At 33.1% G+C, this 11,818-nt stretch carries 13 protein-coding genes; 2 read left to right on the top strand and 11 right to left on the bottom strand.

The features are described from left to right. Nucleotides 1-60: 60 nt before the first annotated feature. The 11 genes from FWJ34_RS04280 to FWJ34_RS04330 form a co-directional block, all read right to left on the bottom strand. On the bottom strand, nt 61-882 hold the full coding sequence (locus tag FWJ34_RS04280; protein WP_308254091.1) for a prohibitin family protein: 822 nt from the start codon (nt 880-882) through the stop codon (nt 61-63). After that, nucleotides 879-1,544 (bottom strand): phosphatase PAP2 family protein, encoded by a 666-nt coding sequence (locus FWJ34_RS04285; RefSeq protein WP_308254092.1) that lies wholly within the window; start codon nt 1,542-1,544, stop codon nt 879-881. The genes FWJ34_RS04280 and FWJ34_RS04285 overlap by 4 nt, the downstream gene beginning before the upstream one ends. Nucleotides 1,545-1,552: 8 nt before the next feature. Continuing rightward, a complete protein-coding gene (locus FWJ34_RS04290) occupies nt 1,553-1,951 on the bottom strand; it encodes a hypothetical protein (RefSeq protein ID WP_308254093.1) in 399 nt (132 codons plus the stop codon). Nucleotides 1,952-2,329: 378 nt separating this feature from the next. Beyond that, nucleotides 2,330-3,355, bottom strand: a complete 1,026-nt coding sequence (locus FWJ34_RS04295) for a sulfate ABC transporter substrate-binding protein (protein WP_308254094.1) — start codon at nt 3,353-3,355, stop codon at nt 2,330-2,332. 502 nt (nt 3,356-3,857) lie between these two features. Then, entirely contained in the window at nt 3,858-4,514 is a 657-nt protein-coding gene (locus FWJ34_RS04300; protein WP_308254095.1) for a cadmium resistance transporter, read from the bottom strand. Nucleotides 4,515-4,769: 255 nt separating this feature from the next. After that, the gene (locus FWJ34_RS04305; RefSeq protein ID WP_308254096.1) at nt 4,770-5,780 is read right to left on the bottom strand and encodes a sulfate ABC transporter ATP-binding protein; all 1,011 of its coding nucleotides are present in this window, start codon (nt 5,778-5,780) and stop codon (nt 4,770-4,772) included. A gap of 113 nt (nt 5,781-5,893) precedes the next feature. Next, the gene (gene cysW / locus FWJ34_RS04310) at nt 5,894-6,706 is read right to left on the bottom strand and encodes a sulfate ABC transporter permease subunit CysW (RefSeq protein WP_308254097.1); all 813 of its coding nucleotides are present in this window, start codon (nt 6,704-6,706) and stop codon (nt 5,894-5,896) included. Then, on the bottom strand, nt 6,693-7,529 hold the full coding sequence (gene cysT, locus FWJ34_RS04315) for a sulfate ABC transporter permease subunit CysT (RefSeq protein ID WP_308254104.1): 837 nt from the start codon (nt 7,527-7,529) through the stop codon (nt 6,693-6,695). The genes cysW and cysT overlap by 14 nt, the downstream gene beginning before the upstream one ends. A 109-nt stretch (nt 7,530-7,638) precedes the next feature. Then, nucleotides 7,639-7,956 (bottom strand): NIL domain-containing protein, encoded by a 318-nt coding sequence (locus tag FWJ34_RS04320; RefSeq protein ID WP_308254098.1) that lies wholly within the window; start codon nt 7,954-7,956, stop codon nt 7,639-7,641. 24 nt (nt 7,957-7,980) lie between these two features. Continuing rightward, nucleotides 7,981-9,039, bottom strand: a complete 1,059-nt coding sequence (locus FWJ34_RS04325) for a sulfate ABC transporter substrate-binding protein (RefSeq protein ID WP_308254099.1) — start codon at nt 9,037-9,039, stop codon at nt 7,981-7,983. 398 nt (nt 9,040-9,437) lie between these two features. Further along, nucleotides 9,438-9,803, bottom strand: coding sequence for an NAD(P)H-quinone oxidoreductase subunit M (locus FWJ34_RS04330; RefSeq protein ID WP_308254100.1), 366 nt, complete (start codon nt 9,801-9,803; stop codon nt 9,438-9,440). Nucleotides 9,804-10,016: 213 nt separating this feature from the next. Between FWJ34_RS04330 and FWJ34_RS04335 the strand changes: the two genes are divergently transcribed. Next, entirely contained in the window at nt 10,017-10,754 is a 738-nt protein-coding gene (locus FWJ34_RS04335) for a pentapeptide repeat-containing protein (protein WP_308254101.1), read from the top strand. 91 nt (nt 10,755-10,845) lie between these two features. Beyond that, nucleotides 10,846-11,601 (top strand): HAD-IA family hydrolase, encoded by a 756-nt coding sequence (locus FWJ34_RS04340; RefSeq protein ID WP_308254102.1) that lies wholly within the window; start codon nt 10,846-10,848, stop codon nt 11,599-11,601. Nucleotides 11,602-11,818: the final 217 nt, after the last annotated feature.

The raw sequence follows: 11,818 nt of genomic DNA on the forward strand, positions 1-11,818 counted from the left end.
CGATGGGGAGACGAAATCTTTGATTTCTTTGGTGATTAAAAACGGTAATAACATATTATATTATTTTTTTTGTTTATTTAACTTTTGTAAATCTTCCAAATCTAAATTTAAAAATCGAACATCATCTTTTCCCATAATTAAAGGTAAATTACCATTCCATTGTTTAATACTTTGATATTGAAGAATTTCGGGGGTTAAAGACTCTTGTAAAATACTATGGGCTTCAGCTTCACCTTTTGCTAAATTTACCCTAACTTGGGCATCTTTTTGGGCTTTAATCACTTGAAAACCTGCTTTTTTTGCATCTTGTTCGGCAATTTGTTTCGCTTCTACAGCCTGACTAAATAAAGGAGAAAACTCGATATGAACGAGGGAAATATCATCTATTTCTAAATTATATTTAGCTAGTTTTTCTGTTAATAAAGTATCAATTTCTGATTTTAATTCTTCTCTTTTGATAATAATTTCTTCTGCTGTATATCGGGCTAAAACTGCTTTGACAATTTCCTCAATAGAAGGATTAATAATATTATCAATAATCTCATTTTCTGTACCAATTTGTTGATAAATATGGTTAACTTGATCGGGATTTAAGTGCCAATTAAGGGCGATTTCGTTAAAAACATCTTGCAAATCTTTAGTGGATGCCTCTGCCCGAAGATCTTGTTTTTGAATCCTGACACTTAATTTTTGTACGGTATTAACAAGGGGAATAATAAAATGTATTCCTTCCTCTAAAATTTGTTTTTGCACTTCTCCAAAACGCATTAAAACCCCTCTTTCACCGGCTGAAATAATGGTAAAGGGGTTAAATAAAATTAAAAAAATTAAAGATAAAAAAACAATATTAACAGGTTTCTTTAAAAATTGACTTTTCCTCATGTATTTTGTTCATTTAAAGAATGAGATGAACGAGGATTTAATAATAATGTTACCAAAGTAGTCCAAGCAATTCCTAACAACCAACCACCGATTATATCACTAGGATAATGTACCCCTAAATATAAACGAGTCCAAGCAATTAAACCTACATATAATAACGCTAAAATAGCGATAAAATTAAGATAACGACTACCCCAAAAAATTACCAATAAAGTCAATGCAAATGTTATACTACCCATAGCATGACCACTGGGAAAAGAAAAATCACTGGGTAAAGGATAAGAGGATTCCCAAAGATTTGGGCGAGGACGTTGGAATAAAAGTTTAATCCCAAAATTGACGATCGCACTTGATAAAATAGAAGTAATTAGGTAGCCAAGTAAGGATTTTTGCCCTTGATAAAAAAGCCATAAACATAGCAAAAAAGAAAAAGACAGGATATATTTTATACCACCAAAATTGGTAGCAACAGAAGCAAAGTTATCTAAAAAAATACTAGATTGACTATGAATAAAATGAAGAATTTGCTTATCCCAAGGAAACTCAATGTTTAGATAGTTAATTTCTAAAGCGAGAAAAGTAAAAAGAATTAAGCAAGAAATTTTAATTAATAAAATATTTCGTTTTTTTTGTAAAGGTTTATTCAAAGCTAAATATAACATAAAAAAATTTAAAAATTAATTCCAGTAGTTAAAAAAGAAGGTAAAGATAAATCAAGAATATTTGTTTTCCAAAGAACAACAACGGCGACAGTAAAAACTGTAGAAGTAGCGACTCCAGACCAAATATTTTTCTTTAAATCAACTTCCTTCTGGGAATCTTTAATCAAATTAGTTGTGCCTAATTGCATTAAAATTATACCGATAATATTGGTTAACCAATAGCCGACTATGGAAGCTGGAATTAAGAGATTAGGGAAAAAAAAGCTAACTATTTTACCAAAACCGTAGGCGATGGGTAAATTAAAAATTAAATCATTCCACCAACATAAAGGAGAGAGTAAAAAACCAAATATAACAAAAAAACTATGTTTAAGATTACGCCAATTAAAAAATAAAGTTAAATTCATAAAAAACGATTTTACAATATTAATGATTTTACAATATATTTATTATCAAAAAATTGTTTGTTTAAATTATAAAAATAATATCATAGACCGCCTAACAGGTTGACAAGATTAACATAAACCGCTTCGCAATAAATGGACGAAGCTAATAGCGAAAATCTGCTGAAGCGATTTATAAATATAATTTTCAATAGACTTCTCTAAAAATTGGTATTTAAGAGGGTTCAAGCCCTTACTATGAACCAATCAAAAATAAATAAGATTGATGTCTAATAAACATACTTTAAAAAATCGATACACTTAGTCGCTTTAGCAGACTTATGCTGTTAGCCATAAAATTTATTTCTTGACGGATTATGAGATACCAGCTACAAAAAAACGCTATTTACTTCTGATAATTTGGTCAAAAATTGCACCATCTTTAAAGAATTTAGTATCAATCTGACTCCAGCCACCAAAATCATTGACAGTCACTAATTTATTAATTTTAGGGTATTGTTTAGCAAACTCTTTACTAACTTGGGCATCGACAGGGCGAAAGCCAACTTTAGCGTATTCTCTTTGAGCTTGAGGAGTAAAGACATATTTAACAAAGGCTTCAGCTACTTCCCTTGTACCCCTTTTATCTACTGTTTTATCTACTACAGCAATGGGATTATCAATGGAAACATTTACATCTGTAGGAACGAAGAAAGGATCTTTTGCACCTTTTTGTTGAGCTAAAATTGCCTCATTTTCATAGTTTAACAATACATCCCCTTGCCCTTGTTTAATGAAGACATCGGTGGATTCTCTAGCATCTTTAGGCAATACTGGCACAGAGTTATAAACCTTATCGACGAAAGTTTTGGCTTGGGCTTCAGTCCCACCTTTGAATGCAACAGAAGCCCATAATCCTAAGAAATTCCATTTTGCACCGCCTGAGGTTTTAGGATTAGCGGTAATAACTTTAATTTTGGGATCGGCTAATTGACTCCAAGACTTAATTTGAGGTTTACCCGGACGGGTAATAAAAGCAACCACTGATTTAGTGACAATGGCATTATTAGGGGCTTCTTTTTCCCAACCCGGCTTAATTAATCCCGCCTGTTCAATTTTTTTAGTATCACCAGCTAAAGCTAAAGCAACGACATCAGCTTCTAAACCATCGATAACAGCACGAGTTTGAGAACCAGAGCCGCCGTAACTTTGTTTAAAGATAACATCTTGTCCAGTTTTCTTTTTCCACTCTGCCGTGAATTGAGGAATAATCTTAGAGTAAGCACCTTGAGTTACAGCGTAGGAAACAAGGGTAATTTCAACGGTTTTCTTTTGCGCTTCGGCAGGTTTTTGAAAAGATAATAATAAAGACGATGATAAACCTGCTAATCCTAAGCCAATTAACACAAGACTTTTTCTGCGAAACATTTAGATACCTCTTAATGAGACTGAATAGTTTAATTCAATGTGACAATTGTTTTCTTTTTCTTACGTTAAATAAAGCATTCTTAACAAAAAACAATTGACATCACTTGCTAAAGCGATTATATCTAAATCAGGATATTTTTTCAATACATTTTTAAATTATTTTAATGGGAGAGAAAATCAATCTTCTAAGGGAGAGTCGGAAACCGTAAAACAGGCAAGATGCTTGTCCATTTGTACCAAAAATGAAGGTTAGGAAAGTAATATAATTGCATTTAATTGTAAAATATCCAATTCCTACATCAATTGTTGATTTTGTCAATTTTTATGTAACAAAATGTTTTGCTAATTCAGTAAGCAAAATTAATCGATGCTCTTTACTTTTCTCAAATCTATAATAACAATGGGTTTAAACTATTGTCTATATGCAATTAATTTTGTCTCACTACTTAACAGATTCATTTATTTCTTTGCGACTTTGCGACTTTGCGAGAAAAAAATAAACCTAAAAATTAATCAAGGTAAAAGTACCATTTTTCCAGAAAATAAATAAGCCTAAAGCAATTAAAACATAAGGGACATATTGCTGGCAATAATTAGTAATTAAGTGAGCAAATTTTTTATTATTAATTAATCGATAAGCAAGATAACACCATAACCCTTTTAAAATTAAAAAGACAGTAATTATAACTAACAAACTCAATAAATTACTTCCTGCAAATAATGGCACATAAACCCCGATATTATCGCCACCATTCGCAAAGGTAATCAGGGCAACTTTATAGGTTTGAGGGTGTAAAAGTTGATACAAAAAATTAATAATCGGATGATCGTGTTTAGGTTGCACATATCTGCTACTGACAGTTTGTAATTCTGTTTCGTCATTATCAGGATTAAATAATTGTTTAACGCCAATAATAATAGGTAAAATGCCCAATAAACCAATCCATTGTGAGGAGATAATTAAACCGCCAAAATAACCCACTAAACTTAATAAAATTAGAATAATTAATCCTAAATAAGCACCACTAATGACGTGATTTTTTTCGATTTTTTCTTCTTTTACTTGGGTGAAAAAAATTAAGAGAATTAACAAATCATCTATATTGGTAGCAATAAAAGCACTAATTCCCTCAAAAATGGCAATAATAACCTGATTCACGGTATTTTCCCATAATGACACTATCTTAATTGTAGCGGAGAAGGAATGTTGATCGAGCTTAACAATCAATCATTATTCCTTAATGTATTCTCCTTCAGGGATAATTTTTGTTTGGGTTTTGGTATTATTCATAGTGTTTATTTTCGAGTTTTGTAATCTTTTTCCCAACCAGTAAGGCGATCGTACTGCCCACTAATTATTAAAATAATTACTACCAACGGGCATAATAGATTATGCCTTTATGAACAAACCTATTTAAACTGCTACGGAGTCTTCTCTAAAACTTTTGACTCGACTGGGTTTGATATAAACCGTTTGATTATGTCTTAATTGTAGTCGATCAAATTTTTCTCTAGTCAAATGTGCCGTCAACTCCCAAGAATCGACAGCTAATTCCGCTTGAATTTCCCAACCTAGATGAATAATGCGTTTAACCACCGCACGACTGCTATTACCATCATCCTCTAATAATATATCTAACTCATGGGGACGTACAAAAATCTCCTCACCGAAATGATTATTATTAGTAAACAAAGGTGCATGACTAGGTAAAATATTAACCTCCCCAATAAATTTGATCACAAAAGGAGAAGCCGGATTATCATAAATTTCAGCAGGAGAGCCGATTTGCTCAATTTTACCATTACTCATGACTACGATTTCATCAGCTACCTCCATCGCTTCCTCTTGATCGTGAGTTACAAATACACTGGTAATATGAACATCATCATGTAATCGTCTTAACCATGCTCTTAACTCCTTACGCACTTTAGCATCCAACGCCCCAAAAGGTTCATCTAAAAGTAATACTTCCGGTTGTACAGCTAATGCTCTGGCTAAAGCTACTCTTTGACGTTGCCCTCCTGATAACTGAGAAGGATAGCGATTACCTAAACCTTCTAATTGAATTAAATTGAGCAATTCCGTCACTCTTTCCTTAATATGGGCTTCCGAAGATTTACGAATTCTTAAACCAAAAGCAATATTTTCTCTAATGGTTAAATGTTTAAATAAAGCATAATGTTGGAAAACAAACCCAATATTTCGTTTGCGAATATCAACTCCCGTTGTATCTTTTCCATTGATAACAATTCTACCTTGGTCTGGATTTTCTAAACCAGCGATCGTCCTTAAAAGAGTTGATTTACCTGAACCAGAAGGACCTAATAAAGCCACTAAAGTATTAGGTTTAACCTCTAAATGAATATCTTTTAGAGCTTGGAAAGAACCAAAACTTTTAGATACATTATCAACAATAATACTCATAGAATTTAGAATTTAGAATTTAGTATTTAGAATGAATAATTAAAAGTAAAAAAAGTTTGTAGTTACGACTTTAGTCGTTAGCCAAAAGCTAAAGCCTTTACTACAAGCAAAAACTAAACTTCCTTGATTTTCGTCTTTCTTTCGAGAATTTCCTTGAAAATCAAAGTTAAAGCCCCTAATAACCCTAAAACTACCGCCGCACTAAATGCAGCTTCTGTTTGATAGTTTTTATAGGCTAACTCCACAAATATTGGTAAGGTTGCCGTTTGCCCGATAATACTACCCGACACCACCGCAACTGCACCAAATTCCCCCATAGCACGAGCATTGGTTAGTAACACCCCGTAAAGTAAACCCCAACGAATACTTGGTAATGTAACACGCCAAAAAATTTGCCAATCACTCGCCCCTAAAGTCCGTGCGGCTTCTTCTTGTTCGGTTCCCACTTCCTCTAATACGGGTATAACTTCCCTTGCCACGAAAGGAAATGTTACAAAAATCGTGGCTAATGTCATACCGGGTAAAGCAAAGACAATTTTAGCGTCGATCGATTCTAAAAATGGTCCAAACCAACCGTTACGCCCGTATAACAAGACAATCATCAACCCTGCTACCACTGGAGAGATGGAGAAAGGCAAGTCAATTAAACTAACTAAAAAAGTTTTTCCTTTAAAGTTGTTTCTAGCAATTACCCAAGCCGCACATAAGCCAAATACCGTATTTAAGGGAACTGCAATTAAGGCTATAATCACTGTTAATTCCACTGCTACAGTAAATTCTCTCGTTTGGATAGCCTCGAAAAAGGGTTGTACTCCTTTATGGAAAGCCTCATAAAATACGGAAATAGCAGGAATAATTAAGATTAGGGCTAAGTAAGCCAACGCTACTATAATTAGCCATGTTTCTACGGATTTAATTTTCTGCATAGTTGCTACCCCATTTTTGTAAGAAGTTAATTACCAATAAAAGCACTAAAGAAATTAAAAGAAGTACTGCACCTATTACCGTTGCCCCTACATAGTCGTATTCTTCTAGTCTTTGAAATACTAATACAGGCGCGATTAAGTCTTGAAAAGGAATGTTGGAAGCAATAACTACGATCGAACCATACTCTCCTACAGCCCTCGAAAAACCCAATGCTACCCCCGTTAAAATAGGGGGAATGAGAGGGGGTAAAATAACGAGGCGAAAAGTTTGCCAATCCGTAGCACCTAATGCCCAAGACGCTTCTTCCGTTTCCCTTTCCATTTCCTGTAAAACAGGTTGTAAAGTGCGCACGACAAAAGGCAAGGAGATAAACAACATCGCCACAAATACTCCCAATTGAGAAAAAGCGATTTTGATGCCAAAAGGAGTGAAAAACTGCCCAATCCAACCAGTTGGGCTATAAACGGTGGCTAATACTAAACCAGCTACTGCCGTGGGTAAAGCGAAGGGAATGTCAATCATGGCATCGAAAATTTTACGTCCTGGAAAGTCATATCTAACTAATACCCATGCTAATAATGTACCCATTAAACCGTTAATAAGACCAGCAAAAATAGCGGTAATAAAGGTTACTTGATAGGCGGATATAGCCACATCTGAAGTAGCAATTTCCCAAAATTTTCCAAATCCTAAAGTAGAAGATTTAAGGATTAATGCAGCCATGGGAACTAACAAAATAATAGTTAAATAACCGATGGTAATTGTCCAAGGAATAGAAATTTTTGAGATAAATTTTGAGATTTGATTGGTGTTAACCTCCATAGGAGGTTCGTAAGGAATATTAACCATAAAAAGAATTTAGAATTTAGAATTTAGAATTTAAAATAATCATGACCAAATACCCTATAATAAGTGCGACTTTTATTAATCATCAACCTTCTAATGACCATCCTTCAAAATCCCATTCATTAAAAGGTTTTTGCCCTATTTGATCACTCTCCCATACTTCTATTCCTAAATCAATTAAGTATTTTATACCTTCTTTAATAGTCTCTTCTGTGCCTTTTAATTTTAAATTAAACCAACCATCTCCATCGCCTTCTTCTCCAAGTAAAGCTGAGGTAATATTTACTTCTAATTTATATTGAACTGCTAGGTCAAAAATAATTGGTTTTTGTAAATATTTTGGCGGAATATGTAGGGATATTTTAATAGTTTTGTCCCTAATTTCTGTAACTTGATTAGTCATAGTTTTAATTGTTTTTGAAGTTAATTATTTACGAAGATTAGCAAAAATTTGATCAAAAATAGTTCCGTCATCAAAGAAGTCTTTTTGCACTTGATCCCAACCACCAAAAACATCTACGGTAAATAGATTTTCGACTTTGGGATATTGCTCTTTAAATTCCTCGAAAACTGCTTCATCCACTGGGCGAAAACCGACTTCCGCAAAGGCTTTCTGGGCTTCAGGAGTGTATAAAAATTGCACAAAGGCTTCTGCTACTTCTCTTGTACCTCGTTTATCAACATTTTTATCAACCACTGCAACAGGTCCGTCAATGGAAATGTTATAATCCGTTGGGATAACATAGGGCTGATTTTTCCCTTTTAATTTTGCTAGTAAAATTTCGTTTTCATAGTTCATTAATATATCCCCTTGCCCTTGCTTATAAAATACGTCCGTTGCTTCCCTTGCATCCTTTGGCAATACTGGTACATTTCTATAAACATTAGTGACAAATTCTTGGGCTTTAGAGGCATCACCACCAGCTTGAGTAATTACTCCCCATAATACTAAAAAGTTCCATCTTGCACCCCCTGAGGTTTTAGGGTTAGCGGTGATAACTTTAATATCGGGCTTAGCTAAATCTGCCCATGTTTGTGCTGTTTTACCTCCTTCTCTACCTACTAAAGCCACCACGGATCTAGTTACGATTCCATTATTAGGAACTTCTTGTTCCCAACCTGGTTCGATTAATCCTGCCTGTTGAATTTTGAGAGTATCCGCCGATAAAGCCAACGCCACCACATCCGCTTCTAATCCGTCTATCACCGCTCTAGTTTGCGAACCTGAACCACCATAACTTTGTTCTACAACTACCGTTTGACCTGTTTTATTTTTCCATTCTTGTGCAAACTTAGGGATAATTTTTTCGTAGGCACTTTGAGTTACGGCATAAGAGACTAAGGTAAGTTTTACTTCTTGATTGGGATTAGCTTGGTTATTCGTCTCTGTCTGATTTAAATTGTTGGGAGTAGAACAGGAAGCAACGACACTACTAAGAGCCAAACCAATGATAAACCCTCGAATTAATCTGTTTTGCGTTCTCATTTCTTTTGTTTTTTATTTTCCACTGTACTTTATCTTAAATGATACTTAAGATTTTTTCAATACATTTTTGATTCAATATTAATCTTTTCCAAAAAAAAACTGTCTTATGAGCGAAAACTCAGTGGTGACAGTTATTCTTATAATTAGAGGTTACTCAAAAAGTATTTTTGTGAGGGTAGGTATCAGGTATCGGGTTTCAGGTATTAGGTTAAATAATGAAAAATCAAGGTTTTGAGGTTTTTTATATATACATAAAGAGGTGTTAGCTATCAGCATAGTCAAAAATAATCAAATCTCATTATCATACATAGACAATAAGTAATAGTTAATAAATAATAGGCAATTGTGAGACAAAGATATTGCCTCGTAGTTCCTGATTCCCGATTACTAATGACTGATTACTGATTAAGCTGATATTTACCCTCAGATTCTGGCACTTCAACACGAGGTAAACCCATACTGTAGTTAACAACTCTAGCATCAAGATTGTAGTTAATTATTCCCTTATTTAAGAGATTACGAATTAAATGTTCTAAATCTGAACCAATACGGCGTAAATTATAATCAGTTAAATCCTCACCGCTATAACTTTCGACTAATTGATCAAACTTACTATAAACTTGTTGTAACGCTACCTCATCCCAATTAAATTCATTATCAGGATCAACATCAAGGGTTAAAACTTGATTAGAAGGAATTAATTCATTTTTGTGGACTTCTGCGGTATAGATTCTAATATGGCGGGTTGTAGATTTAATGAACATAGTACTAAATAATATTGATCGGTATTGATGGATTAAAAAAATTATACTCAGATTGTGCCGTGTATTAGAAAAATCTCTTTATTACTGATTACTCATTTTTATAAATTAGTCAAAAAATCTTTACAAAAGTTAATATATCTCCACAAGATCTTCACAATTATCGTTTTTAATAAAGATAACAGATGAAAAAATTATTAAAAACTGAATCCTATTATGGCTAATACACAACATCTTCAACTAATTCTTTCTTTATCTGCTGACCAATGGAATAATTGGAGAAAAGAAAATCCCCAAATTATCCCCAATTTAAGAGAGGCTAATTTAGAAGGCGTTAATTTAAGCCAATTTAATCTCAAGGAAGCGAATTTAATTAAAGCAAATTTAAGCCAAACAAATCTTATTGAAACTAATTTATCGAAAGCTAATTTATCGAAAGCTAATTTTAGTAGAGCTTATGGTAGAGATACTAATTTTAGTTTATCTGATTTACAAGATGCAAATTTTTTTGGTTCTTATTTTCTAAGTAGTGATTTTAGCAGATCTTGCCTATTAAGTGCTAACTTTCAGGAAGCGAATTGTTCTGAATCCTTCTTTATTACTGCTAATTTAAGTTATGCTAACCTATCTCGTGGTATTTTTCGAGGAGTTAGTTTTGTAGAAGCAAATTTAAACGAATCCAGTTTAAAAGAAACGGCATTAAATCAAGCGGATTTAACTTTAGTCAAAGCAAATAATGCTAATTTTAGTAAAGCTATTTTAACGGGTATTATTATTGAAAATTGGGAAATTAATAATGGAACTCAATTTGATAATATTATTGCTAATCATCTTTTTATTTCTCGTCAACAAAAAGTTACGACAGATGTTGCTAATTTCTCGAATACTAGTAACTTTTTAAAGTTTATCATGGCAAACAGTAATCAATATTTACTAGGTACATTAATTGCATAATCAACATTATTTTAACAGTAGGAAAAAGTGATGATTATGGTTAGAATATAAAAAATAATAACCACAAAATTATCTGCTTATTTCATTTACTATGACTCTTAAAGCCTTAATATTTGATGTTGATGGTACTTTAGCCGAAACAGAAAAAGACGGTCATCGAGTAGCCTTTAATTTAGCTTTTGAAAATGCTGGTTTGCCTTGGCGATGGGATGTAGATATATATGGCAGTTTGTTAGAAGTTGGGGGAGGAAAAGAACGTTTAAGGCACTATATCTCCCATTATAATCCTAATTTTATTACTAAAGAGCCTTTAGATCAATTTATTCGTTCTTTACATCAACAAAAAAGTCACTATTTTCGGCGATTATTAGTTAACAATGCTATCCCTTTAAGAATTGGCGTTGAAAGATTAATTGTGGAAGCATATCAAAAAGGTATCATATTGGCGATCGCCTCTACAGCAGATGAGGAAAATGTCAAAGCGTTTTTAGACACCAGTTTAGGAGAAGAAAGGAGTAAGTATTTTGCGGTGGTAGCAGCAGGAGATATGGTGAAAAAGAAAAAACCAGCACCTGATATTTATTTATTAGCATTAGAAAGACTCAATATTTCTAGTAAAAATTGTTTAGCGATAGAAGACACGAATCAAGGCTTAATTGCGGCAACAAAAGCGGGTATCAAGACGATAATAACGGTTAATGATTATAGTAAAAACCAAAATTTTGATGAGGCTATTTTAGTATTAAATAGTTTAGGTGAACCTAATTTACCTTTTTCAGTGATTAAAGGAAACAGTTATAATCATTTTTATTTTAATATAGATTTAGCTCAAAAATTATTAGGATAAGCTCAAACGCATCTAAATTTGCTGGTGAGGGTGGGCAACGATTCACGGGGTAATAGGCACTTTTGTAAGAGTTTTTAAAATTTTTGACTAAATTGGTTAATCTCTGTGCTTGTGCTGAGAAGTTTTTTTTATTTTCAGCACTACTGACTCTCTCTGGCATAAATACAAGCAATTAAATCTACAGAACTAGACTCATCTTCTATTTTAACGACAATAG

Source organism: Geminocystis sp. GBBB08 (genome assembly GCF_016743215.1).
GTDB lineage: Bacteria > Cyanobacteriota > Cyanobacteriia > Cyanobacteriales > Cyanobacteriaceae > Geminocystis.

What these genes read in the sequence shown, in the direction of transcription:
- FWJ34_RS04280 (WP_308254091.1), bottom strand. Translation starts at nt 882, where the DNA reads ATGAGGAAAAGTCAATTTTTAAAGAAACCTGTTAATATTGTTTTTTTA.
- FWJ34_RS04285 (WP_308254092.1), bottom strand. Translation starts at nt 1,544, where the DNA reads ATGTTATATTTAGCTTTGAATAAACCTTTACAAAAAAAACGAAATATT.
- FWJ34_RS04290 (WP_308254093.1), bottom strand. Translation starts at nt 1,951, where the DNA reads ATGAATTTAACTTTATTTTTTAATTGGCGTAATCTTAAACATAGTTTT.
- FWJ34_RS04295 (WP_308254094.1), bottom strand. Translation starts at nt 3,355, where the DNA reads ATGTTTCGCAGAAAAAGTCTTGTGTTAATTGGCTTAGGATTAGCAGGT.
- FWJ34_RS04305 (WP_308254096.1), bottom strand. Translation starts at nt 5,780, where the DNA reads ATGAGTATTATTGTTGATAATGTATCTAAAAGTTTTGGTTCTTTCCAA.
- cysW (WP_308254097.1), bottom strand. Translation starts at nt 6,706, where the DNA reads ATGCAGAAAATTAAATCCGTAGAAACATGGCTAATTATAGTAGCGTTG.
- cysT (WP_308254104.1), bottom strand. Translation starts at nt 7,529, where the DNA reads ATGGAGGTTAACACCAATCAAATCTCAAAATTTATCTCAAAAATTTCT.
- FWJ34_RS04320 (WP_308254098.1), bottom strand. Translation starts at nt 7,956, where the DNA reads ATGACTAATCAAGTTACAGAAATTAGGGACAAAACTATTAAAATATCC.
- FWJ34_RS04325 (WP_308254099.1), bottom strand. Translation starts at nt 9,039, where the DNA reads ATGAGAACGCAAAACAGATTAATTCGAGGGTTTATCATTGGTTTGGCT.
- FWJ34_RS04330 (WP_308254100.1), bottom strand. Translation starts at nt 9,803, where the DNA reads ATGTTCATTAAATCTACAACCCGCCATATTAGAATCTATACCGCAGAA.
- FWJ34_RS04335 (WP_308254101.1), top strand. Translation starts at nt 10,017, where the DNA reads ATGGCTAATACACAACATCTTCAACTAATTCTTTCTTTATCTGCTGAC.
- FWJ34_RS04340 (WP_308254102.1), top strand. Translation starts at nt 10,846, where the DNA reads ATGACTCTTAAAGCCTTAATATTTGATGTTGATGGTACTTTAGCCGAA.